We start from the raw sequence: 24067 nt of genomic DNA, 5'->3' as shown, positions 1-24067 counted from the left end.
TTTCCCCTGGCCTTTTTGTTTCAGCCCGCCGGCAGGCGGAGATGGTAGCTCTTCGGACGGGTCAGGGTTTCGTAGCCCCAGCGCGAGAGGGTGTAGCCGCGGCCGGTATCCTTCACGCCAACCCACGGCAGCGCCGGGTCCAGCGCGTCGCAGCGGTTGAGGAACACGGTGCCCGTCTCCACGCGGTCGCCAATGCGCTCCGCCGCCTCCACGTCCCGGGTGAAGATCGCGGCGGTGAGACCGTATTCGCTGTCGTTCATCAGGCGGATGGCCTCTTCGTCATCCTTCACCTTCATGATGCCGACCACGGGACCGAAGGTTTCCTCGGTCATCACGCGCATCGAGTGGTCCACGTTGATGAGGATCTGCGGCGCCATGTACGGCGTGCCCGCCTTGTCCGCCGCGAAGGCAGCCGGGTTGATGAGGGCGCGCGCGCCTTGGCCCACAGCCTCGTCCACCTGGCTGCGGATGAAGGCCGCCGCCTTGGCGGACACCACCGGGCCGATATTGGTCTCGGGGTTGGTCGGGTCGCCAAGGCGATAGGTGTTGGTGAACGCCACAGCGCGCTCCACGAACTCTTCGAACACGCTCTCATGCGCGTAGATGCGCTCGATGCCGCAGCAGGACTGGCCGGAGTTGAAGAAGGCGCCGTCGATGAGGTTATCGACCGCAAAGCCGACATCGGCATCGGCGCGGACATAGGCGGGGTCCTTGCCGCCCAGCTCCAGCCCGACGGAGATGAACCGCTCCGACGCGGCGCGGGAAACGGCATGGCCCACCGGCACCGAGCCGGTGAAGTTCACATGTGCGATGCGGGTGTCCCTCACCAACTGCTCGGCGGTGGAACCGGCCACATGGATGTGCTGGAAAACGCCGTCCGGCAGCCCGGCCTCGTCGAAGGCCTGCTGGAAGCGCTCGGCCACCAGCTGCGTCTGCGCCGCGTGCTTCAGCACCACCACATTGCCGGCCATGATCGCGGGAATGATGGAGTTCACGGCGGTGAGCAGCGGGTAGTTCCACGGCGCGATGACGAACACCACGCCGAGCGGCGTGCGCTTCACGTAGCGCTTGAAGCCTTCCTTCGGGCCGGGGTCGAGCGGCGCCAGACCCGCCGGGGCTTCGGCGATCATGTAGCGGGCGCGGTCGATGCAGGTGCGCACCTCGTTCGGCGCCTGGGAGACCGGGCGGCCCATCTGCCAGGCCAGTTCCAGCGCGATCTCGTCGATATGCGTCAGCAGCGCGTCGCAGAAGCTGGAGCAATACGCGGCGCGCTGCTCCAGGGGCGTCAACGCCCAGGCGCGCTGGGCCTTCACCGCGTTGTCCAGCACCGCGTTGATATGGTTCTCCCCGGCGAAGGGGCGCTCGGCATAGACGTTGCCATTCACCGGCGTGATTGTCTGTTGCATGCTCATTTTGTTTCTCCCGGCGCTTGCGTCTGCGCCCACAATTCGTGTGCGGCGTAGCAGAGTCCGCCTAAGCACGCCGGCGCCAAAAAATACATGACCCTGAACAATAGAATAGCCCCCAGCGCCTCGGCGGTGGATAGATATGCGGAGAGGCCGAGCAGAAGCAGCGAGTCGAACACCCCCACCCCGCCCGGCAGCCCGGAATAGGCGCCGGAGGCGTAGGCGGCGAGGTAGAGGCTGAGCAGCAGCGGGAAGCTCAACCCTGGTGTGGCGGGCAGCACGGCGTAGAGTATGGTACTCGCCGTCGCGATGTCCGCACAGGAGAGAAGGATCTGCGCCATGGCGAGGCGCGCGCCGGGCAGCGCGATCTCGCGCCCGAGCAGCCGCACGGACTCCCGCGCCCGCGCCGCCGCGATATAGGCGGCGGGAATGCCGATCAGGGCCAGCCCTGCCAAACGCAGCAGATCCGGCGCGATATTGCCGAACACCGGCAACACGCCGGGCTGCAGCAGCAGAAACACCCCCAGCATGGCGGCAAACCCAAGGGTGAAATTGCTGCCCGAGAGCGCGACGATGCGCGTGATGCCCGCCGTTGGCACGCCCCATTGCGCGTAGAGCCGCACGCGGATAGCGGCGGCGGACAAGGCCGGCGCGCCGAGCACATGGCTCAGCGTATAGGCGCAGAACGAGGCGAGCCCCACCCGGCGCAGCCCGAGCCGGGGGAATTTCGCCACCCGCCGCGCGAACATCACGCCCGGCAGGTCATAGGCGCACATGATGCAGCAGCTGAACCCCAGCATCACCACGGCATGAAAGACATGCTCGCGCGGCGTAGCCTCAAGTGCCGCGAGAATATCGCCCAGGCTGAGCTTCTTCAGCGCGCCACGCAGGCCCAACGCGGCGCCAGCCAGCACCAGCACGCCGAGCGCCGGCGGCAGGTATTTCAGCGCCTTGCGCCTCATGCCCCGCGCCTTAAGGCTGGTTTAGTCGCGCGCCAGGGAGGTTTCGATCAGCGCCACGGTCCGCTCCACGCCGTAGAGGGCGATGAAGCCGCCGAAGCGCGGGCCTTCCGTGGTGCCGAGCAGCACCTGGTACAGGCAGTCGAACCACGCCTTCAGCGGCGCGAACGGGTGGCGCTTGCCGACTTCATAGACGAGGTTCTGCAGCTTCTCCGCCTCGTTATCGCCCTTATGCGTGGTCTGCTCGCCCGCCTTCAGGCTCTCGGCCAAGTCCACCAGCGCGCCGCGCTCGACATCGGTTGGCGCGCGGTATTGCTTGGTGGGCTGCACGAAGTCGCGGTTATAGGCGATGGCGTGATGCACCAGCTTGGCCAGGAACGGGTAGGTCTCGGCATTCGCGCCTGGGATATAGGCGCGGATGAAGCCCCACAGCATCTCCGGGCTGTCGGCATTGATGACCGAGGCCAGGTTGAGCAGCATGGTGAAGCCGATCGGCGACCCGGCATGCTCGGGCAGCTTGCCGGCATGAATGTGCCAGGCCGGGTTGTCATGCGGCTTCTCGGCCGTAGGCAGGGCGGCGACGCTGTTGATGTAGTCGTCCGTGGCGCGGGGGATGACATCGAAGAACAGGCGCTTGGCCCGCTGCGGCGCATGATACATGAACTGCGCCAGGCTCTCCTTGGGCGCATAGGTCAGCCATTCGTCGATGGACAGGCCATTGCCCTTGGACTTCGAGATCTTCTGCCCCTTCTCGTCCAGGAACAGCTCGTAGGTGAGCGTCACCGGCGGCTCCTTGCCCAGCGCGCGCACGATATCCGAGGAGAGCTTCACGCTGGGGATGAGGTCCTTGCCGGACATCTCGTAGTCGACGTCCAGCGCGTACCAGCGCATGGCCCAATCGGCCTTCCACTGCAGCTTTGCATTGCCGCCGAGCACCGAGGTCTCGAACCGGGTGCCGGTCTCGGGGTCGGTCCACACCACCGTGCCGTTATCCACATCCACCTGCTCGATAGGCACCTGCATCACCACGCCGGTGCGCGGGTGGATGGGCAGGATGGGCGAGTACGTGGCCTTACGCTCCGCGCCCAGCGTGGGCAGGATGATGTTCACGATCTCGTCGTGATGCGCGAGCGCGTGCAGCAGCGCGTTATCGAAACGGCCGGAGGCGTAATAGTCGGAGGCCGAGGCGAACTCGAACTCAAAGTCGAAGGCGCGCAGGAAGTCCTGCAGCATGTTGTTGTTGTGCTCGCCGAAGCTCTCGAACTTGCCGAACGGGTCGGGGATTTTGGTCAGCGGCTTGCCGAGATGCTGGCGCAGCATGTCCTTGTTCGGCACGTTGTCCGGCACCTTGCGCAGGCCGTCCATGTCGTCGGAGAAGGCCAGCAGGCGCGAGGGCATGCCGGTGAGGTCGGTAAAGGCTTTCCGCACCCAGGTGGTGCGCGCCACCTCGCCGAACGTGCCGATATGCGGCAGGCCGGAGGGGCCGTAGCCGGTCTCGAACAACGCGTGGTCTTTGCCTTTCTGTTTCAGGCGCTCGGCGATACGTTCAGCTTCACGGAAGGGCCAGGACAGAGAGGTAAGTGTGTTTTCGCTCATGATGCGCCTGCTCTAGAACCGGATTTGCACGCCCGCAACAGGGCCTGCGTTCAGCAGACGAGACAAAGCGTGAACAGCGCCGTATAACAGCCAGGTATGCCGATTCTTCCGTCCATGCCCGCTCTGGTCGCCGGTCACGGCCGCGCCGTCATCCTGGGGGTGGATGGCGTGGTCGCGCCGGTGAAGCAAGGCGGCGTGGCGCGCCAGCTCGGCGAGGCCACGGCCCTGGTGGTGCATGGCCCGGCGACACTGAAACGCCTCGGCAACCCGGCCATCCAGGTGCTGGACCTGCTGGAGCTGTTCGCCTTCATCTGCCCGGCGGAAACGCTGGCCCCCACCCCCGCCGGACTCGCCCGCGCGCTGGACATGGACGTGCCGCACAGCCTGGACTCCGCCGCCTTAGCCCTGGCGGACATGGCCGAGGCGCTGCTCGCACGGCTGGCCGCGGGCAAGAACACCCCGGCCAACCGCGACGCCCCTGGCCTTGCCACGCGCATGGGGGCTGCAGGCTGGGGCTGGGCGCCCTATGTGCTGGCGGCTTTGGGCCAGCCCGATGCAAGGCCGGACGGCATGGCGATGCGGCTGGGCAAGCGCCTGCCGAAATGGGAGGAAGTCGCCCCCCGCCCGCCACCATCCGCCTTCGCTGTCACCTCGGCCCAGGCCCGCGCCCGGCTCGCCACCCTGCTTGGCCCCGGCGCAGAACAGCGCCCGGCCCAGGCCGACTACGCCTCCGCCGTGTCGGAAGCCTTCGCCCCGCGGCTGGCGGAGGGGAGCCCGCATGTCGTCATTGCCGAGGCCGGCACCGGCACGGGCAAGACGTTCGGCTACCTTGCCCCTGCCTCGCTCTGGGCCGAGCAGAACAAGGGCGCGGTGTGGATCTCCACCTACACACGGCATTTGCAGCGGCAGATCGAGCAGGAGGCAAGCCGCCTGCCCGCCGGCACCAAGGTGGTGCTGCGCAAGGGGCGGGAGAATTATCTCTGCCTGCTGAATTTCGAGGATGCGAGCGGCGTAGAGCGCTACGCCACCCCGCTCGGACTGATCGCCCGCTGGGCCATGGCCAGCGCCGATGGCGACCTGTTCGGCGGCGACCTGCCCGGCTGGTTCGCCGAACTCTTTGGCGGCGCGCTACTCGCGCAGATCGCCGACCGGCGCGGCGAATGCATCCATGCCGCCTGCCCGCATTTCTCCACCTGCGTGATCGAGCGCGTCGTCCGCAACGCCCGCGAGGCGGACCTCGTCATCGCCAACCACGCGCTGGTGATGGCCCAGGCCGTGTGGGGCGGGCTGGATGACGACTACGTGCCAACCCGCTACGTGTTCGACGAAGGCCACCACATTTTCGACGCGGCGGACAGCGCGTTCTCGGTGGAGCTTTCCGGCACCGCCATGGCCGAGCTACGGCGCTGGCTGCTCGGCGCCGAGGGCACGCGCTCGCGCGCCCGTGGGCTGGCCCGGCGGCTGGAGGACATCACCGCCACCGACGACAAGACGCTGAAATACGTCGACGCAGCGCTGAAGGCCGCGAAATCCCTTCCCGCGCCGATGTTCTCCACGCGGCTCGACCCGGAGCTGGAGCCGGATAAAAACCCTGCGGAGGCGCTGCTGCGCGCGTTGCGCGTCCAGCTCCGTGCCCGCGCCACCGAGAACGAGCTGAATGGCGCAGCCGGGTTCGAGGCTGATCTGCACCCGCTGAACCCGGACATCCTCCCGGCAGCACAGGCCCTCTCGCAGGCGCTGGAGCAGTTGCGCACTCCCCTTGTGACGTTGCGCGAGCATATGCTGGAGCGGCTGGAGACTGAGCCGGACATCGAGGAAACCACCCGCCAGCGTCTGGAGGGCATCGCCCGTGGCCTGAAACGCCGGGGCATCGACCCGCTCGCCGCTTGGCGGCGCATCCTCGACGGGCTGGCCGCCGAACCCGCCCCCGGCGAACGCCCGGCGCGCATCGAGTTCCTGCGCCTGGACCGCGAGGCCGGGACCGACCGCGATGTCGCGCTGCTCTCGCATATGCTGGACCCGACGGAAGCCTTCATCCAGAGCATCGCCGCCCCGGCGCACGGGCTGCTCATCACCTCCGCCACGCTGCGCGACGGCACCGATACGGAAACCGCCTGGGAGAATGCCGAGGCCCGCACCGGGGCCGTGCATCTCGCCGCGCCCGCCATCCGCGCGGCGTTCGACTCACCGTTCGACTATGCCGAGCGCACGCGCATCGTGCTGGTCTCGGATGTGAACACGCAGGATATCGGCGCGCTCGCCGGGGCGTATCAGGCGCTATTCCAGGCCGCGGGCGGCGGGGGCTTGGGGCTGTTCACCGCCATCTCGCGCCTCAAGGCCGTGCATGCGCGCATCGCGCCGAAGCTGGAGGATGCCGGCATCCCGCTCTACGCCCAGCATGTGGACGCGATGGACAACGCCACCTTGGTCGACATCTTCCGCGCCGAGGAACATTCCTGCCTGCTCGGCACCGATGCCATGCGCGACGGCGTGGACATCCCCGGCAACGCGCTGCGCCTGGTGGTGTTCGAGCGCACGCCCTGGCCGCGCCCGGACATCCTGCACCGCACCCGCCGCGCGCATCTCTCCCACGGCGCACCCAAGGACTACGACGACGCCATCGTGCGCCTGCGCCTGCGCCAAGCCTTCGGCCGCCTCATCCGCCGGGCCGACGACCGGGGCGTGTTCGTGCTGATGGACCGGCAGGTGCCCTCGCGCCTGTTCTCCGCCTTCCCCGAACACGCGCCCATCATCCGCTCCGGTCTTGCGGAGGCCATCACCGGCATCCGCAGGTTCCTGAGCCAGGAGGGATAGCAGCCAATAAAAAAGGCCAGGGGGCAGTGCCCCTTGGCCTTTCCGTATCCCAGGCTACCCCGCCCGGGATTAGTACATGTGCTGGCCGCCGTTGATGGAGAGGGTGGAGCCCGTAATGAAATCCGCGTCGTCGGCGGTGAGGAACGCCACGCCGCGGGCGATGTCATGGGCGGTGCCAAGACGGCCGCGGGGGATCTTGGCAATGATCTTCTCCAGCACGTCGGGCGGCACGGCGCGCACCATGTCGGTATCGACATAACCAGGCGCGACGGCGTTCACCGTGATGGCGTAGCGCGCGCCTTCCTGCGCCAGGGCCTTGGTGAAGCCATGGATGCCGGATTTGGCGGCGGCATAGTTCACCTGGCCGTACTGGCCGGCCTGGCCGTTGATCGAGCCGATATTGACGATGCGGCCGAACTTCTTCGCCTTCATGCCATCGAACGTGGCCTTGCACAGGTTGAAGCAGGAGCCGAGATTCGTATCGATCACCGCATCCCACATGTCGCGGGTCATCCTGCCGAGCACGGAGTCGCGGGTGATGCCAGCGTTATTGATCAGGATCTCGATGGCGCCGTGGCGGGCGGTGATGTCGTTCACCGCCGCAACAGATTCTTCATAATTGCCGGCGTCAAACTTGATCGATTCGATCCCGGTTTCGTTGGTGAAGGCCTCAGCCGCGGCGGTGTTGCCAGCATAGCTGGCGATGACGGTGCGGCCCGCCTCTTTGAGGGCGATGCTGATAGCCGCGCCAATTCCACGAGTGCCGCCGGTGACCAATGCTACGCGAGACATATTAAGTGTTCCTCCAGGGTTTTCACGACGCTAGACTGAATCGCGGCCGGTTATAAGCCGCAATGTGAAACTATCCAGCAATGTGAAACTATCCACAAGTGCCGCATCCAATCTAGTGCGCACTGTTTTCAATTTAAAACAGTTTTATGAAATGACGTAGATCAAGCCGCCGCCACAATTCCGCCGGTGGTTAGTGCCCCCCGGGCGCCGCGTGGCCGGTGACCTTTTGCAGACATGCCGTGGCGGCGATGGAGACGAGCATGGCCGCGCCCAGCAGGGCGAAGGCATCGCCATAGGCGAAATAATCCGCCTGCAGGCGCACCGTAACGCCGAGCAGCTGAACCGCCTGGGCCTGCGCCGCACTGGGGTCATTCATCCCATGCGCCATGAAATAATTCTGCAACATTTGGAGGCGCTGCTGTGTCGCGGGATTGAGCAGGCTGATGTCGGGGGTGATGATCGCCGAGTGGAACTTCTCGCGGTTGGTGAGGAAGGTCTGCACCACGGCGATGCCGATGGCCCCGCCCAGGTTGCGCAGCATGTTAAACAGGACCGAGGCGGACCCGGCATCCTTCAGCGGAATCCCCGCCGTGGCGATGAGTGTCATCGACGGGAATACCAACGCCTGGCCGATCGCGCGGATGAGATTGGGCACGAGCATCTGCGGCCCGCTATCGTCCGGCCCCAGGTTCATGTTCATGAACGAGCTGATGGTGAACAGCAGGAGCCCCGCCCCGAGCAGCAGGCGCGGGTCGATCCGGCGCATCAGATACGGGCTGAACGGGATGATGAGGAGTTGCGGCAGGCCGATCCAGGCCATGACCAAGCCAGCCTGCTCCGCGCTGTAGCCATGCACCACCGCGAGGTAGAGCGGGATAAGATACACTGCCGAGTACAGCACGAAGCCGAGCATGGAGTTGGCGATGCTGGAGAAGGCAAAATTGCGCCGGGTGAACAGATACAGATTCACCAGCGGCGCCTTGTTGCCGGGGCGCAGTTCCTGCACCAGGAAGGCGACTAGCGAGATGGCGGAGACGATGGAAAGCCGCAGGATGAGCGGCGAGCCGAACCAGTCATCCTTGTTGCCCTCCTCCAGCACCACCTGCAGCGTGCTCAGCCCGACGCTCATGGTGATGACGCCGAGCCAGTCCCCCTGCCAGAATTTCTCCAGCTGCATAGGCGCGGGCTTCAGCCCCCAGACGAGAGCGCTGAGCATAAGCGCCCCGGGAACCAGGTTGAGGAAGAAGATATAGCGCCAGCCGTAGAGGTCGGTGATCGCGCCGCCAATGGTGGGGCCTATGGCCGGGGCGAAGGTGGCCGAGAGCGCGAACACGGCGAAGCCGACGGGGCGGGTCCGCTCAGGCAACAGCGTCATGACACAGAGCAGGCCGAGCGGGATGAGCACGCCGCCCGCGAACCCCTGCAGGGCGCGCAGCGCCACCATCTCGGGGAAGGTGGTGACCAGGCCGCAGGCGGCCGAAAACAGCAGGAACAATGCCGTATTCGCGATGAGGTAGCGGCGCAGCGAGAACACCGTGGTCAGCCAGCCCGAGAGCGGGATGACGACGATCTCACCGATCAGGTAGGCGGTGGAGATCCAACCGCCGTCATCGAGCCCGGCACCGATGCCGCCCTGGATGTCGGGCAGCGAGGTATTCACCACCTGGATGTTGAGCACCGCCATGAACGCGCCGATCAGCCCGCCCGCCACGGCGACAATGTTGCGCAGCGGGACTTTCTCGGGCGCCGTCACGGCTGGCTGCGCGTGTCGATTTCCGGCTCCACCGACATGCCGGGCCGCAGCTTGCCAATTTCATCCGGCGTCAGGTCGAGCAGGATCTTCACCGGCACGCGCTGCACGATCTTGGTGAAGTTGCCGGTAGCGTTATCTGGCGGCAGCAGGGCGAAGGTCTGCCCCGAAGCAGGGTAGATAGCATCGACATAGCCCCGCACGTCCAGGCTGGGGAAGCCATCGACATGCACCGTCACCTTCTGGCCGGGGACCATGTGGGTGATCTGGGTCTCCTTGTAATTGGCCAGCACATAGACCTGAGCAAGCGGCACGATGGCCATGATCTGCGTGCCTGGCTGCAGATAATCGCCGACCGAGACGCTCTTGTTGCCGACGATGCCCGCCATCGGGGCGCGAATCTCGGCATGGGTCAGGTCCAGCGCCGCCTGCGCCGCCTCTGCCTTGGCACGGGCCAGGGCGGCGTTCAGCACCTCCACCTCGGCTATGGCGGCCTGAAGATTGGCGTTATCGGCATCAAGCTGGGCGCGGGCGGCGGCAAGGTCGGTGGTGGCCTGCTCGGTCTCCTGCTCCGGGCTGGCGCCCTTGGCGGAGAGGCTGGCGTAACGCATCTGGTTGCGTTCGGCGAAGGCTAGGCGCGCTATATCGCCCTGTACTGCCGCCTTGGCCGCGGCGATTTTCGCCTGTTGCAGGACCAGCGCCGCCTCTTCATTGGCGGCTTCCGCCTTGGCCGCGGCCAGGGCGTTCTGGTAGTCGCGCGGGTCGATGACTACGAGAAGCTGGCCCGGCTTGACCGCCTGGCCGTTATCGATCGCGACCTCGGTGACATAGCCGCCGACCTTGGCGGCGATCAGGCTGGAATCGGCGGCAAGATAAGCGTCATCGGTGCTGACGAGATACTGCCCGACCAACAGGTAACTCGCGATCCAGGACAGGAGTGCAATGGCATTAACAACAGCCGCGCCGAACAGAGCCCAGCGCGGCGGTTTCTTGGATGAATTCACGTCAGCCACTTTGTCCCTCTCCCCTTATTAAGGCGGAACGTAAGGGACGCGGCGGAGATTACAAGTGCGTCAGAGCTTCTCGACCTGGGCGTATTCCAGGTCCACCGGCGTGGGGCGGCCGAAAATGGAGACCATGACCTTCACGCGGCCCTTCTCCTCGTCCACCTCTTCGATCACGCCGTTGAAGCTGGTGAACGGGCCGTCCGACACGCGGACCTGCTCGCCGATCTCGAAGATCACGGCGGGGCGGCGCGTTTCCGTGCCTTCCAGCTGCTGCTTCATGATGCGCTCGGCCTCGGAGTCCGTGATCGGGCTCGGCTTGTTGCGGGAGCCCAGGAAGCCGGTAACCTTCGGCACGTCCTTCACCAGGTGCCAGGCGTCATCCGTCATGTCCATGTGGATAAGCACATAGCCGGGGAAGAACTTGCGCTCGGTGTTCACCTTCTGCGCGCGGCGCACCTCGGTCACTTCCTCGGTCGGCACCACGATCTCGCCGATATGATCAGCGAGCCCCTTCAGATCAGCCTGTTCCTTGATCTGCTGCGAGATCTTCTTCTCGAAACCCGAATAGACGTGCAGGACGTACCAGCGCTTGGCCATCAAAAAATTCCTTAACTTCCGACGCCGAACAGCGCGCGCATGACAGCGCCGATGATCTGATCAACGGTCAGGAAAAACAGGGCCGTGACGATCACCATGGCAAGCACGAGCCCCGTGGTCTGCAGGGTCTCCTTGCGCGAGGGCCAGGTGGTTTTCGCCGCCTCGGCACGCACATCGCGCGCAAATTTCACCAGGTTGAACGCCAAAACCAAACTCCGAGAAACAGCGAATGATGTGCTGGGAAGGGATGGCAGGGGCGGAGGGTCTCGAACTCTCAACCTCCGGTTTTGGAGACCGGCGCTCTAACCAATTGAGCTACGCCCCTATCCGTACCAGCACGGAAAGCGCCTTCCACACTCTGGCGCGTCCGCTGTCAAGTGTTTGCACCCTTTAGCCTGACGTTTTGCGTCTGGCAAAATGGAGCGGGTGACGGGAATCGAACCCGCACAACCAGCTTGGAAGGCTGGGACTCTACCGTTGAGCTACACCCGCGTGCAAGCACTACCCGTTGCCGGGCAGCCCATGGTTAGGACAATACCGGTGGGCGAGTAAACCCCATGTATTTGAGGCGTTCGGCCAAAACCATTCCAAAATGCGCTAGGCTGAGTCGGCTGGCGTGCAGTTTCGAGCACCGGAGCGGAGCGTACTTAATGTACGCGAGCACCGGAGCGCAGAAAATGCGCGTCAGACTGCCAGCCTAGTAGCATTTTGGAATGGTTTTGGTGGAAGGGGTTGGATTCGAACCAACGTAGGCGCACGCCAACGGATTTACAGTCCGTCCCCTTTAGCCACTCGGGCACCCTTCCGTATGGGCTGCTCATTTCTCTGAAACTGGCTTGGTTGTCAACGCAAGGGTGGAGATATAGTGAAAGCCCATGACCCAGAACCGCCCTCCCCGCGGCAAATTCGGCCGCCAAGGCGACCAGAACCGCCCGATTTCCGGCCGCCCGGCACAGGGCGGAGATAACCGCTTGAGCTTGGCCGGACGCGGCGAGCAAAAGCCCGAGCACCCGCAAGGCGCCCGCCCGCCGCGCGGCGAACACGGACGCGGGGGAAGCCGCGGCCAAGCCGCCACCCCGGCCGGGGCGGTATGGCTGTATGGCACCCATGCGGTGGGCGCGGCACTGAAGAACCCGCAGCGGCGCTTCCGCCGACTCGTGATTACCGAAGAGGCGCAGGCCGCGCTGGCGGCGGAATGCCCGCAGCCATGGCCGATCCAGCCCGAGATCACCCCGCGCGACCGAATCGACGCGCTGCTCGGCGCCCGGCCCGGCTCGGGCATCGTGCACCAGGGCATCGCCCTGCTCACCGACCAGCTCACCGCCCCTGCCCTGCTGGACGCGCTGAAGCGTCCCGGCCCGATTCTGGTGCTCGACCAGATTTTTGATCCACGCAATGTCGGCGCGCTGATGCGCACGGCCCAGGCCTTCGGCGCCTGCGCCGTCATCACCCAGGACCGCAACGCCCCGGAGGAAACCGGCGCGCTGGCAAAAGCGGCCTCCGGCGCGCTGGAGACGATCCCGCTGCTGCGAATCGTTAACATCGCGCGCGCGCTGATCGCGTTGAAATCCGCCGATGTCTGGGTGGTGGGGCTGGACGGCCATTCTCCCAGCCGCCTTCGCAGCGAGGATTTCGCCGGAAGGCGAGTGGCGCTGGTGCTGGGCAGCGAGGGCGAGGGCATGCGCCGCCTGACGCGCGAGACCTGCGACGAAGTCTGCGCCCTGGCGATGCCGGGCGGGATGGAGAGCCTGAACGTCTCCGCCGCCGGGGCCGTCGCCTTGTACGAGCTGACCCGCGCGCCATGAGGAGCAAGACCCGGCAAACTTCTTGCGCCGGGTAAGAAATTCTCCTAATTTCCGGGCCATGGCTTATGCCCCCACCCTTGCTGGGCTGCTCCTTCGACTTATCCGCCCCTGAGCGTTAAGTCCCTTTCGCGCGTTTAAAACGCCGCCGCCGCTCAGGGGAATGCCCACCACCACCGCAACGGCATTTGTACGGAAGAGCAGAAACATGACCATAAACCACCCCAATTTCGGCGCGATGGACGACAAGCGCGTCATCATCTTCGACACCACGCTGCGCGACGGCGAGCAGTCCCCCGGCTTCTCGATGAACATCGACGAGAAGCTGCGCATGGCCGAGGCTCTGGCCGCGCTGGGCGTGGACGTGATGGAGGCCGGCTTCCCCGCCGCCTCGCCCGGCGACTTCGAATCGGTGACCCGCATCGCGGAGAGCATCAAGGGCCCGGTCATCACCGGCCTGGCCCGCGCCGCCGTCAACGACATCACCCGCGCCGGCGAGGCCATCCGCGCCGCCGAGCGCAAGCGCATCCACACCTTCATCAGCACTTCCCCGCTGCACATGAAGTACAAGCTGCGCATGGAGCCGGAGACGGTCCTGGAGCATGTCACCTCCTCCGTTACCCTGGCGCGCAGCTTCACCGATGACGTTGAGTGGTCGGCCGAGGACGGCACCCGCACGGATATCGACTTCCTGTGCCGCTGCGTGGAAGCCGCCATCAAGGCTGGCGCCACCACCATCAACATCCCCGACACGGTGGGCTATGCCGTGCCCGAGGACATGCTGCGCATCTTCTCCACCGTGCGCCAGCGCGTGCCGGGGGCGGACCGGGTGATCCTGTCCGCGCATTGCCATAACGATCTGGGCCTGGCCGTGGCCAACACCCTGGCCGCCGTGCGCGGCGGGGCGCGGCAGATCGAGTGCACCATCAACGGCATCGGCGAGCGCGCGGGCAATGCCTCGCTGGAAGAGGTGGTGATGGCCATCCGCACCCGCCCGGACGCCAACCCCTACCACCACAACATCGAGACCACGCGCATCCTGCGCACCTCGAAGCTGCTGTCCACCATCACCGGGTTCGACGTGCAGCCGAACAAGGCCATCGTCGGGCGCAACGCCTTCGCGCACGAATCGGGCATCCACCAGGACGGCATGCTGAAGAACGCCGCCACCTACGAGATCATGACCCCCGAATCGGTGGGCTGGCAGAAGACCTCTCTGGTGATGGGCAAGCATTCCGGCCGTGCCGCCTTCCGCGACAAGCTGAGCGCGCTGGGCTATGGCGACCTGGGCGACAACGCGCTGAACGACGCCTTCAATCGCTTCAAGGATTTGGCCGACCGCAAGAAGATCGTCTACGACGAGGACATCGTGGCCCTGGTCGATGACGAGGTGGTGCGTGGCCATCAGCGCATTAAGTTTGTGTCGCTGGAAGTCTGGGCTGGTTCCAAGGCCAAGCCCCGCGCTTTGCTGGAGCTGGAGATCGACGGCGAGAAAAAGGTTGCCGACGAGCGCGGCGACGGCCCGGTGGACGCGGCCTTCAACGCCATCCACGCCATCTTCCCGCACACGGCGGCGCTGCAGCTGTTCTCGGTGGGCGCCGTGACCGAGGGCACCGACGCCCAGGCCCGCTGCACCGTGCGCCTGGAGGAAGACGGCAAGACCGTGGACGGCCAGGGCGCGGACACGGACACCATCGTGGCCGCCGTGCGCGCCTATATCCATGCGCTGAACAAGCTGATCACCAAGCGCGCCCGCACCGCGCCGGAAGCCCTGTCTGCTTAAGAGGCCTCCCCGCCGGGCGCCACAAGACCCTTGTGTCCGGCGGGGGGTTTGAATACATATTGGGCATTGTTCAAAGGGATCGCCCCGGTGCTTCGGGCTGGCGCGATCCGCTGCAAAGGAGCGAAAACATATGAGTAAAGTGATCGGTATCGACCTGGGTACCACCAATTCCTGCGTCGCCGTCATGGAAGGCAAGGATGTCCGCGTCATTGAAAATGCCGAGGGCGCCCGCACCACCCCGTCGATGGTGGCTTTTGCCGATTCCGGCGAGCGTCTCGTAGGCCAGAGCGCCAAGCGCCAGGCCGTCACCAACCCGACCAATACCCTGTTCGCCGTCAAGCGCCTGATCGGCCGCCGCTACGACGACCCGACCGTGACCAAGGACAAGGGGCTGGTTCCCTATACCATCGCGCGCGGCGATAACGGCGATGCGTGGGTCGAGGCGAAAGGCGAGAAATATTCGCCGAGCCAGATCAGCTCCTACATCCTCACCAAAATGAAGGAGACCGCCGAGGCGTATCTCGGCGAGACCGTGACCCAGGCGGTGATCACCGTGCCGGCCTACTTCAACGACGCCCAGCGCCAGGCGACCAAGGATGCCGGCAAGATCGCGGGCCTCGACGTGCTGCGCATCATCAACGAGCCCACCGCTGCGGCGCTCGCCTACGGCATGGACAAGAAGAACGCCGGCACCATCGCGGTGTATGACCTCGGCGGCGGTACGTTCGACATCTCCGTGCTCGAGCTGGGTGATGGCGTGTTCGAGGTGAAGTCCACCAACGGCGACACCTTCCTCGGCGGTGAGGATTTCGACCAGCGGATCATCGATTACCTGGCTGACGAGTTCAAAAAGGACCAGGGCATCGACCTGCGCCGGGACAAGCTCGCCCTGCAGCGCCTGAAGGAAGCCGCGGAGAAGGCGAAGATCGAACTCTCCTCCTCCAAGGAGACCGAGATCAACCTGCCCTTCATCACGGCGGACGCTTCTGGACCAAAACATCTCGTGCTGAAGCTGACCCGCGCCAAGCTGGAATCGCTGGTCGAGGACCTGATCGAGCGGACCCTCGCCCCGTGCCGCGCGGCGCTGAAGGATGCCGGCGTGACCGCAGGCGAGATCAACGAGGTGATCCTGGTCGGCGGCATGACCCGCATGCCGAAGGTCATCGAGGCGGTGAAGACCTTCTTCGGCAAGGAGCCGGCCCGCAACGTGAACCCGGATGAGGTGGTCGCCATCGGCGCCGCCATTCAGGGCGCCGTGCTCCGCGGCGACGTGAAGGACGTGCTGCTGCTCGACGTCACCCCGCTCAGCTTGGGCATCGAGACGCTGGGCGGCGTGTTCACCCGCCTGATCGACCGCAATACCACCATCCCGACCAAGAAGAGCCAGACTTTCTCCACCGCCGAGGACGGCCAGACGGCCGTGACCATCAAGGTCTTCCAGGGCGAGCGCGAGATGGCCGCGGACAACAAGCTGCTCGGCAATTTCGACCTGCAGGGCATTCCTGCGGCGCCCCGTGGCGTGCCGCAGATCGAGGTGACCTTCGACATCGACGCCAACGGCATCGTGTCGGTCTCCGCCAAGGACAAGGCGACCGGCAAGGAGCAGCAGATCCGCATCCAGGCTTCTGGCGGTCTCTCCGATGCCGATATCGAGCGCATGGTGCGCGATGCGGAAGAGAACGCGGCGGCCGACAAAGCCCGGCGCGAGGCGGTGGAAACCCGCAACCACACCGAAGGCCTGGTCAATCAGGTCGAGAAGACCCTGAAGGACGCGGGCGACAAGGTGGCGGCGGCGGACAAGGCCGAGGCCGAGGCCGCGATCGCCGAAGCCAAGAGCGCCCTGGAAAGCGGCAGCGCCGAGACGGTGAAGGCCGCCGGCGACAAGCTGACCCAGGTGGCGATGAAGGTCGGCGAGGCGCTGTACAAGACTGAAGCGCAGGCTGGCGCGGCGCCAGGCGCCGAAGCCGGACCGGCCGGTGAGAAGGTGGTCGACGCCGACTTCGAAGACGTCGACGACAAGAACAAATCCGCTTGATCCCGGGTTTCAAATCAACACATGAAAATCCCGGGGTTCGCCCCGGGATTTTTTTCGATTCGCAGAGTTAGGAACATAGCGCCGCCATGGCCAAACAGGACTACTACGCCACGCTCGGGGTTGAGCGCGGCGCCAGCGCCGATGAATTGAAGAAGGCTTACCGCAAGCTGGCCATGCAGTATCACCCGGACCGCAACCCCGGTGATGCGAAAGCGGAAGAGAAATTCAAGGAAATCAACGAGGCCTACGACGTCCTCAAGGATGACCAGAAGCGCGGCGCCTATGACCGCTTCGGCCACGCCGCCTTCGAGAATGGCGGCATGGGCGCGGGTGGCGGCATGGGCGGCGGCTTCGGCTTCGAGGGCGGGCTCGGCGATATCTTCGAGCAGATGTTCGGCGGCGGCGGGCGCCGCAGCGGTGGTTCGCAATCGGGCGCGGACATCAAGGCCGCCGTCGAGATCGACCTGAAGGAAGCCTTCACCGGCACCAAGGCGAATGTGCGCGTGACCACCCGCATGACCTGCGATGCCTGCGGCGGTTCCGGCTCGGCTGACAAGAGCGGCTCGGAAAGCTGCGGCACCTGCGGCGGCGCCGGGCGCATCCGCGCGCAACAGGGCTTCTTCCTGGTCGAGCGCACCTGCCCCACCTGCGGCGGCTCCGGCCGCGTGGTGCGCAACCCGTGCCGGGTATGCGTCGGCGCCGGCACCGTGCCACGCGAGAAGACGCTGGCTGTGCAGATCCCGGCCGGCGTGGAAGACGGCACGCGCATCCGCCTCTCCGGCGAGGGCGAGGCAGGAGCCCGCGGCGCACCGCCGGGCGATCTGTACGTGCATGTCTCCGTCCGTCCGCACCCCATCTTCCAGCGCGACGGCGCCAACATCTTCTGCCGCGTGCCCCTGCTGATGACGCAGGCGGCGCTGGGCGGCGAGATCGAGGTGCCGACCATCGACGGCACGGCTTCCAAGGTGAAGATCCCGGCTGGCACGCAGTCGGGCGACCAGTTCCGCTTGCGCGGCAAGGGCTTCTCCGTGCTGCGCAGCACGCAGCGCGGCGACATGTATATCCAGGTCGCCGTGGAGACGCCGCAGAACCTCACCCGCCGCCAGCGCGAGTTGCTGGAGGAGTTCGCGCGCGAGGCGCACGGCCACAAAGCCGGCAGCCCGGAGCATGAGGGCTTCTTCGCCAAGGTGAAGGACTTCTTCGAGGGACGGAACTGAACGGCTGCTCCACAAGTCTACTCCGGTGGCCGTCACGAACTGGCATTTTATTGCCGTAATCCGGCGTTACTTAAGTTTTGGATACGAATTGTAAGACCTGGGGAGGTTTGCGTTGCGGCGTGCCGCCCCGGGACTTAATGTCGGTGCCAAGACAAGGCTGTGCACAGCACGCAGGAGTACGACAATGAGAAAGGACATTCTGGGCCTCGCCATGCTGCCGCTGTTGGCGCTGGGCGCCTGCAGCGTGGCGCCGCCGAGCGGACCTACCGTGGTGGCCATGCCTGCCCCGGGCAAGAGCTGGCCGCAGTTCCAGGAGGATGACTACAACTGCCGCAACTACGCGCAGTCGCGGATCTCCAATTCTGGCCAGGTGTCGGCCGACACGCAAAACAACTCTGCCAAAACGGCCGTGGCAGGCACGCTGCTCGGCGCCGCCGTCGGTGCCGGGCTGGGCTCGCTGGCTGGCAATGTGGGGGCTGGTGCCGCCGTGGGCGCGGGGGCCGGTTTGCTTGGCGGCGCCTCCGTGGCAGGTAATAACGCCCAGGCTACTGCGGATTCCCTCCAAGGCCGCTATGACGTGGCCTATGCACAGTGCATGGTGGGAAATGGCGAGACGATTCAGCAAGGTCCTTACGCATCGGCCCAGGGATATTACGCAGCCCCGCCTCCGCCCGCTTACTACGCTCCTTATTGAGGCCAGCGCCTCGTCCGACATAGCCGATTTCGCGGCAGGCGATCGCCTGGCCGCGCCGGAAGGCCGCCCGCGCTGGCACCCCTGGGCCTGGGGTGCCGCGTTGCTGTTGCACGTGCTGGCGCTCTGCATCGTGCTGTTCGTCCGCACCCGTCCCCCGGTGCAGGAGGAGCAGAGCCCGCCCGGTGTGTCAGTGGTGTTCGAGAATGGCGGCAGCCCAGAAAGTACTGCGCCGCCCATCGTGCGGCAGGGCCAGCCCCAGCAGGCCGAAACGCCTGCCACCCCGCCGCCACCACCACCGCCTCCCACGCCGCAGACCCAGGCCGAGGTGAATCTCAACATGCCGGAGAACCCGCTGGCCTCGCTACCCAGCGCGCCGAAGCCGCAGCCCACGCCGCCGCAGCCCCGCCCGCACCCCCGCCCTGCCCCGCCGCAGCGCTATATCGTGATGAACGACATGTCCTATGGCAGCCCCTCGGCCAGCGCGGCGCCCGCCCCCACGCATGGCCGGGCAATGAATCTCAGCCTTCCGCAAAACGACACACAGGCCGTCACCGGTGCGGATTTCGCTGTGCATGGCGATGCCGGATCGGACTGGGACGCAGCACTCACCAAATGGGTGAGCGAGCACGCCTATTACCCGCAGGCCGCGATCGCACAGAACCAGCAGGGGACCGCGGAGGTGGAATTCACCGTGGACCGCAACGGCCATGTGACCGGGCTGCGCCTGCTGCGCTCGGCGGACTCCACCTTCCTGGACCAGGCCTGGGAACTGCTGTTCTCCGACAACCAGCTGCCGCCCTTCCCAGCGGACGCCAAGGACGACCATGTGACCGTGGACTACACGGTGCATTATCAGCTCGTGCCATAAGAGATCGCTGCAAAAGCTTGCCTCGACTCGGCATCTCCGATTGAAGCGGGGGATGATGGATGACCACGCCTTTGGGATAACGCAGAGCCTCACGGGCAAGCGCTGGGTGTGGCGCACTCGCCATGAGGAGCGGGTGGGGCAAGGACTTGCACAGCAGCTGGGCATGCCCGAGTTGATGGGCCGCCTGCTCGCCGCACGGGGCGTGAGCGCCGAGCATGTCCCCGATTTCCTCGACCCCACATTGCGGGCCATGCTGCCCGACCCGTCCAGCATCGTGGACATGGACGCCGCCGCCGCGCGCCTCGCCGATGCGATAATGGATGGCGAGACCATCGGCGTGTTCGGCGATTACGACGTGGATGGCGCCTGCAGCGCGGCCCTGCTCGTCACATTGCTGCGCCAGCTCGGCTGCAACGTGGTGTACCATGTGCCGGACCGCATACTGGAAGGCTACGGCCCCAACACCAACGCCCTGCGCGGCATGGTGGAGCGCGGTGCGCGGCTGCTGATCTGCGTGGATTGCGGCACGGCGGCTCATGCGGCCTTCGCACCGTTGCACAACGCCGCCGACATTCTGGTGTTCGACCACCATAAATCCGAGGGTCCGCCGCCGCCGATCCGCGCCACGGCGAACCCGAACCGGCTCGACTGCACCTCCGGCCTGCACAATATCTGCGCCGCCGCCGTCACCTTCATCGCCTGCGTGGCGCTGCTTCGCAGCCTGCGCAAGCGCGGCTTCTTCGAGAGCCGGCCGGAACCGGATCTGCGCGAGTTCCTGGACTTGGTGGCGCTGGCAACAGTGTGCGACGTGATGCCGCTGACCGGGCTCAACCGCGCCTTCGTGACGCAAGGCCTGCGGGTGATGGCGCGCCGGTCCCGGCCGGGCATCGCGGCACTGCTGGATGTCGCCAAGCTTACCGAGGCGCCGAACGCCATGCATTGCGGCTTCGCCCTGGGGCCGCGCATCAACGCCTCCGGCCGCATTGCCGAGGCCGATATGGGGCTGCGCCTGCTGCTGGCCGAGGACGAGGCTCTGGCCGCCGAGCTGGCCCAGGCGTTGGACGTGGTGAACCGCCAACGCCAAGCGGTGGAGGCTGGCATTACCTCCGACGCCATGGCCCAGGCCCAGGCGCAGGTCGAGGCCGGGCACGGGGTTATCCTGCTCGCGCAGGAGGGGTGGCACCCGGGCGTGGTCGGCATTGTCGCGGGCCGGGTGAAGGAGAAGTTCAACCGCCCTGCCCTCGTCGCCGGCATTACCGAGGGCATGGCCAAGGGCTCAGGCCGCTCGGTTCCCGGCATCGACCTCGGCGCAGCGGTCATCGCGGCGCGGCAGAGCGGGCTCCTGGCCACCGGCGGCGGCCATGCCATGGCGGCGGGGTTCTCGGCACCCGAGACGGCGCTGGGCGAGTTGCACGAGTTCCTGAGCGCCCGCTTGGCCAAGGCCGCCGAATTGCCCGCCACGGCCGAGCTGATGCTGGACGGCGTGCTGGGCGTGGCCGGAGCCGACGCGGCTCTGGCGCAGATGGTGGCCAGGCTGGGCCCCTTCGGCACCGGCAATACAGAGCCGCTCTTCGTGCTGCCGCGCGCGCGGGTGGTGAAGTCCGACCGCATCGGCAAGGATGGTGGCACGATTCGCGCCATGGTCGAGGGCGAAGGCGGCGGGCGGCTGAAAGCGCTGCTGTTCCGCGCCAAGGATGGCCCGCTGGCCGAAGCCCTGGACCGCGCAGGCGGCGCACCGCTGCACCTGGCTGGATATCTGCGCGCAGAAAGCTGGCAGGGCCGTGTTTCGGCTGGTTTTTTCATTACCGACGCCGCCCCCGCTTGACTGATCACGCGGAGCAGCGTAGCAGGCGTCCACCTTTAGTCCCCATCGTCTAGAGGCCTAGGACACCGCCCTCTCACGGCGGTAACAGGGGTTCGAATCCCCTTGGGGACGCCATCACTTCCAACATATTGATATCGCTAGATATTTTTGGTGTCGTCCCGCGAATGTGACATAGCTTTGTGTCATAGCGGGAAGCCATATGTCGGGTTGTTCGTACGTCGAAAGGCGGGGCAGCAGGTACTATTTCCGGGTGTGGGTGCCGTTGGATATCGCGGCCATTGCCGGCGGACGCAAGACGAGCGCCGCGCCACGGCTGGTTCCAATCCTGCCGGACCTGATCAAGATGGGGCTGCTCGACTGGGCGAAGAAGCAAGCCGCCAGTGGCACACCCTTGTTCAGCCCGGCGCTGAGCCAAGAACCGCCGCGCATGGTCGAAATGGTTGAACCAGTATTTGAATGCCACGGTCAGCAATGACCTGCAGGTCGTGCTCTATTCGCTGCGGCATAGCTTCCGGCAGATGCTCTGGGCGAGCAACATTGGCGATGAGCTGGCGGACAAGATTTTTGGTCATTCGACAGGAAAGGTCGGGGCTGGGTACGGGCAAGATCTCAGCCCGGACGAAGGGCAGCTATTTGCGCTCAGCGTAAAGCCGCCTGTGTGTTTGCGGCATTTATGGCGGCTGCCATGAGCCAAGCCCGCCGCCGTTGACATGACGACGCAGACCGGGCTTCGCTGCGTGCGTCGTCACCGTCCTTGGAGATCCAATGCCGCCTGACCTGATCATCCGCGACGGCGCGATCGTTGCGTTCCGAATGTTTGGTATCGCCCATGAAATCGACCTGAAGCAGGTGGAGGCGTTGTGGGCCAGCCAAGCCCGCGCCGCCCACCGAGGCCGGCTGACCACCACGCCGCCCAAGGCAATGGCGTTCGGCGTGCCACCAGTGGCGCTGCCGCTTGATCCGGTCACGCTGGAACTGGAGGGCGCAAAAATTGCCGCGGAGGTGACGGCGCGCGTCTATGATTTCGGCGCCATTTCCTTTGCGTTACGCGTGCCTATCAAGGAGGTGCACTGGCCGCTGTTCTTGACCCAGTTCCGCGCTGTGGACCGCGCAGTCGGGCAAGCCTCTGGCACCACCATCTGGGCTGACCTGCTACGGCATGTGCGCGGCCTGTTGGCACCGGCGCTGCTCCGCCCTGCCCTGTCGCCGATCGAGGAAGACTATCTCATCGGCCTGGTGCACGGTTTCGATGAGGAGCTGGCGGCTGCCACATTGCTTGAGCGCATCGACCTGGTGCCGCTACTCTCCGGCGACCAGCGCCCGCTCTCGGAGGGCGCACGCCTGGACTTGATGCGTCAGCGCTTCTCTTACTACACCGACGATCTGGTGGTGCTGACCTGGGCCCGCGCCTTCATCTACGAGCCGCGCGGCGACGCCGACGTGATGGACGTTCTGGAAGTCGCGAACGCACGGCTTTTGGAAACCCGCTACTATGATGAGCTCCTGGACGCCGAGCTGCCGCGTATGTATGACTTGATCAACGACGTGCGCCGCACCAATGTCATGCTCGCTCCGCGCCGTTTCTCCACCTTGGCCCGCCGCCTGTACACGCTGGTCGCGGAGGTGACGGAACTCACAGAAAAACTCGACAACGCCTTGCAGGCCACCGGCGACGTGTATCTAGCCCGCATCTATGCCGCCGCACTGGACCTGTTCCGCGTGCACGCTGTAGGTGCTGCCGTGGACCGAAAGCTGGCGATCATCCGCGATACCTATGCGGCTTTGCATGACGAAGCCTCGAGCGCACGGGGAGAGCTTCTGGAAATCCTCGTGGTGGTGCTGATCGGGTTGGAAATCGTGCTTCCGTTCGTGCATCTGTGATGTGGAGGTCTCGGCACCTAGTGTTCTGGCTCCAACGCCTGTTTCCCTCTATCGAATCGGAAATACCGATCCTTGGGAATCCCCCTACAGAGAGTCAGAATCAAGGCGGGCTGGTATAAAACACCTCAAACGCCAAAAGTCGTAACAAAAGCCAGACGTTCACAAGCAGACACAGCGTTTACGGCGGTGGTTAGGCTGGGCGACAAGCCAGTTTTTTCAATACCTTCCGCCGCGAGGGACGAGGCTGATCGCGATTTGTTCTTGAGTTCGGTAAAAGTGGTTGAACTGCCCCGGATTTCCCGGAGGCTGATTGGTTTGAGTCACGCTGCCATTGGCTGCGTGTTTAGCGCGGCGTAATAGCGTTCCTCGGCTTCTGCCGGCTGCATGTTGCCGATGGGCTCCAGGAGCCGTCGATGGTTGAACCAATCGACCCATTCCAGGGTGGCGTACTCGACGGCCTCAAAGGATCGCCAGGGGCCGCGTCTGTGGATCAGTTCCGCCTTGTAGAGGCCATTGATGGTCTCGGCCAGGGCGTTGTCGTAGCTGTCGCCGACGCTGCCCACGGAGGGCTCGATGCCGGCCTCGGCCAGGCGTTCGGTGTATTTGATGGACACGTACTGCACGCCGCGGTCCGAGTGATGCACGAGCCCGCCACCCTGCACGGGGCGTGCGCTCATGCAGGGCTTGCTCCAGGGCATCGAGCACGAATCCCGCATGGGCGGTGCGGCTGACCCGCCAGCCGACGATCCGCCGTGCGAACGCATCAATGACAAATGCTACATATACAAATCCGCCCCAGGTGGCGACATAGGTGAAGTCGGACAGCCACAGCCGGTTCGGGCACGGGCACGGGCACGGGCACGGGCACGGGCACGGGCACGGAACTGGCGGTTGACGCGATCAAGCGGGCAAGGTGAGCTGCTGCCGGTTTCGTGGACAGTAAGTTAAGCTAGCACGGCCTTGGCTTCGAATTCCATGGGGCTGAGATAGCCTAGCTTGGAATGGCGTCGTCTCGGGTTATAGAAGCGCTCGATGTAGTCG

Annotated in this window: 20 protein-coding genes, 4 tRNA genes and 1 pseudogene; 12 read left to right on the top strand and 13 right to left on the bottom strand. The window is 65.5% G+C overall.

What is annotated here, in order from left to right; translation table 11 throughout:
- Positions 1 to 20: 20 nt before the first annotated feature.
- Genes ACLPJJ_RS00390 through ACLPJJ_RS00380 form a run of 3 tightly spaced genes read right to left on the bottom strand, consistent with a single transcriptional unit; the run spans position 21 to position 3961 of the window.
- Positions 21 to 1412, bottom strand: a complete 1392-nt coding sequence (locus ACLPJJ_RS00390; RefSeq protein ID WP_443588666.1) for an aldehyde dehydrogenase family protein — start codon at positions 1410 to 1412, stop codon at positions 21 to 23.
- Positions 1409 to 2368: a hypothetical protein gene (locus tag ACLPJJ_RS00385; RefSeq protein WP_443588665.1), complete on the bottom strand. Its 960-nt coding sequence runs from the start codon at positions 2366 to 2368 to the stop codon at positions 1409 to 1411. The genes ACLPJJ_RS00390 and ACLPJJ_RS00385 overlap by 4 nt, the downstream gene beginning before the upstream one ends.
- Positions 2369 to 2389: 21 nt before the next feature.
- Entirely contained in the window at positions 2390 to 3961 is a 1572-nt protein-coding gene (locus tag ACLPJJ_RS00380) for a lysine--tRNA ligase (protein ID WP_443588664.1), read from the bottom strand.
- Between the two features lie 96 nt (positions 3962 to 4057).
- Between ACLPJJ_RS00380 and ACLPJJ_RS00375 the strand changes: the two genes are divergently transcribed.
- Positions 4058 to 6775, top strand: a complete 2718-nt coding sequence (locus tag ACLPJJ_RS00375; RefSeq protein ID WP_443588663.1) for an ATP-dependent DNA helicase — start codon at positions 4058 to 4060, stop codon at positions 6773 to 6775.
- Positions 6776 to 6844: 69 nt separating this feature from the next.
- Here ACLPJJ_RS00375 and phbB read toward each other — a convergent pair whose 3' ends face one another.
- The 8 genes from phbB to ACLPJJ_RS00335 all read right to left on the bottom strand — a co-directional run bounded on the left by phbB (position 6845) and on the right by ACLPJJ_RS00335 (position 11727).
- Entirely contained in the window at positions 6845 to 7567 is a 723-nt protein-coding gene (gene phbB / locus ACLPJJ_RS00370) for an acetoacetyl-CoA reductase (RefSeq protein ID WP_443588662.1), read from the bottom strand.
- 190 nt (positions 7568 to 7757) lie between these two features.
- On the bottom strand, positions 7758 to 9320 hold the full coding sequence (locus tag ACLPJJ_RS00365) for an MDR family MFS transporter (RefSeq protein WP_443588661.1): 1563 nt from the start codon (positions 9318 to 9320) through the stop codon (positions 7758 to 7760).
- Positions 9317 to 10330, bottom strand: a complete 1014-nt coding sequence (locus tag ACLPJJ_RS00360; protein ID WP_443588660.1) for an HlyD family secretion protein — start codon at positions 10328 to 10330, stop codon at positions 9317 to 9319. Before ACLPJJ_RS00360 ends, ACLPJJ_RS00365 begins: the two co-directional genes overlap by 4 nt.
- Positions 10331 to 10390: 60 nt before the next feature.
- Positions 10391 to 10921 (bottom strand): transcription termination/antitermination protein NusG, encoded by a 531-nt coding sequence (gene nusG / locus ACLPJJ_RS00355; RefSeq protein WP_443588659.1) that lies wholly within the window; start codon positions 10919 to 10921, stop codon positions 10391 to 10393.
- 11 nt (positions 10922 to 10932) lie between these two features.
- A complete protein-coding gene (secE, locus tag ACLPJJ_RS00350) occupies positions 10933 to 11127 on the bottom strand; it encodes a preprotein translocase subunit SecE (protein ID WP_443588658.1) in 195 nt (64 codons plus the stop codon).
- A 42-nt stretch (positions 11128 to 11169) separates the two neighbouring features.
- A tRNA-Trp gene (locus ACLPJJ_RS00345) sits at positions 11170 to 11246 on the bottom strand.
- A 93-nt stretch (positions 11247 to 11339) separates the two neighbouring features.
- Positions 11340 to 11413 (bottom strand) — tRNA-Gly (locus ACLPJJ_RS00340).
- A 228-nt stretch (positions 11414 to 11641) separates the two neighbouring features.
- Positions 11642 to 11727 (bottom strand) — tRNA-Tyr (locus ACLPJJ_RS00335).
- A gap of 69 nt (positions 11728 to 11796) precedes the next feature.
- On the opposite strand from ACLPJJ_RS00335, the gene ACLPJJ_RS00330 reads away from it, so the two are divergent.
- The 11 genes from ACLPJJ_RS00330 to ACLPJJ_RS00280 all read left to right on the top strand — a co-directional run bounded on the left by ACLPJJ_RS00330 (position 11797) and on the right by ACLPJJ_RS00280 (position 23026).
- Positions 11797 to 12726: a TrmH family RNA methyltransferase gene (locus tag ACLPJJ_RS00330; RefSeq protein WP_443588657.1), complete on the top strand. Its 930-nt coding sequence runs from the start codon at positions 11797 to 11799 to the stop codon at positions 12724 to 12726.
- Between the two features lie 205 nt (positions 12727 to 12931).
- The gene (locus ACLPJJ_RS00325; RefSeq protein WP_443588656.1) at positions 12932 to 14506 is read left to right on the top strand and encodes a 2-isopropylmalate synthase; all 1575 of its coding nucleotides are present in this window, start codon (positions 12932 to 12934) and stop codon (positions 14504 to 14506) included.
- Positions 14507 to 14636: 130 nt separating this feature from the next.
- Positions 14637 to 16541 carry a molecular chaperone DnaK gene (dnaK, locus tag ACLPJJ_RS00320; RefSeq protein ID WP_443588654.1) on the top strand — a complete coding sequence of 635 codons (1905 nt, stop codon included), beginning with the start codon at positions 14637 to 14639 and terminating at the stop codon, positions 16539 to 16541.
- 86 nt (positions 16542 to 16627) lie between these two features.
- Positions 16628 to 17758: a molecular chaperone DnaJ gene (dnaJ, locus tag ACLPJJ_RS00315; protein ID WP_443588652.1), complete on the top strand. Its 1131-nt coding sequence runs from the start codon at positions 16628 to 16630 to the stop codon at positions 17756 to 17758.
- A 184-nt stretch (positions 17759 to 17942) separates the two neighbouring features.
- Positions 17943 to 18452: a hypothetical protein gene (locus ACLPJJ_RS00310; RefSeq protein ID WP_443588650.1), complete on the top strand. Its 510-nt coding sequence runs from the start codon at positions 17943 to 17945 to the stop codon at positions 18450 to 18452.
- A gap of 100 nt (positions 18453 to 18552) precedes the next feature.
- Positions 18553 to 19320 (top strand): energy transducer TonB, encoded by a 768-nt coding sequence (locus ACLPJJ_RS00305; protein ID WP_443588649.1) that lies wholly within the window; start codon positions 18553 to 18555, stop codon positions 19318 to 19320.
- 55 nt (positions 19321 to 19375) lie between these two features.
- A complete protein-coding gene (gene recJ, locus ACLPJJ_RS00300; RefSeq protein WP_443588717.1) occupies positions 19376 to 21145 on the top strand; it encodes a single-stranded-DNA-specific exonuclease RecJ in 1770 nt (589 codons plus the stop codon).
- 38 nt (positions 21146 to 21183) lie between these two features.
- Positions 21184 to 21259: transfer RNA gene (locus tag ACLPJJ_RS00295), tRNA-Glu, on the top strand.
- 148 nt (positions 21260 to 21407) lie between these two features.
- On the top strand, positions 21408 to 21620 hold the full coding sequence (locus tag ACLPJJ_RS00290) for a hypothetical protein (protein WP_443588647.1): 213 nt from the start codon (positions 21408 to 21410) through the stop codon (positions 21618 to 21620).
- Positions 21598 to 21834, top strand: a complete 237-nt coding sequence (locus ACLPJJ_RS00285; protein WP_443588645.1) for a hypothetical protein — start codon at positions 21598 to 21600, stop codon at positions 21832 to 21834. Before ACLPJJ_RS00290 ends, ACLPJJ_RS00285 begins: the two co-directional genes overlap by 23 nt.
- Before the next feature lie 76 nt (positions 21835 to 21910).
- Positions 21911 to 23026, top strand: a complete 1116-nt coding sequence (locus ACLPJJ_RS00280; protein WP_443588643.1) for a hypothetical protein — start codon at positions 21911 to 21913, stop codon at positions 23024 to 23026.
- Between the two features lie 320 nt (positions 23027 to 23346).
- On the opposite strand, the pseudogene ACLPJJ_RS00275 reads toward ACLPJJ_RS00280, so the two are convergent.
- Positions 23347 to 23946 (bottom strand): annotated as a pseudogene (locus tag ACLPJJ_RS00275) (IS3 family transposase); the annotation flags it as partial.
- 24 nt (positions 23947 to 23970) lie between these two features.
- A partial coding sequence (locus ACLPJJ_RS00270) for an IS3 family transposase (RefSeq protein WP_443588716.1) occupies positions 23971 to 24067 on the bottom strand: 97 nt, incomplete at its 5' end.

Origin of the sequence: Acidocella sp., from assembly GCF_052326845.1 — a bacterium.
Taxonomy (GTDB): Bacteria; Pseudomonadota; Alphaproteobacteria; order Acetobacterales; family Acetobacteraceae; genus Acidocella.
This window is presented reverse-complemented; position numbering and strand designations above follow the sequence as displayed.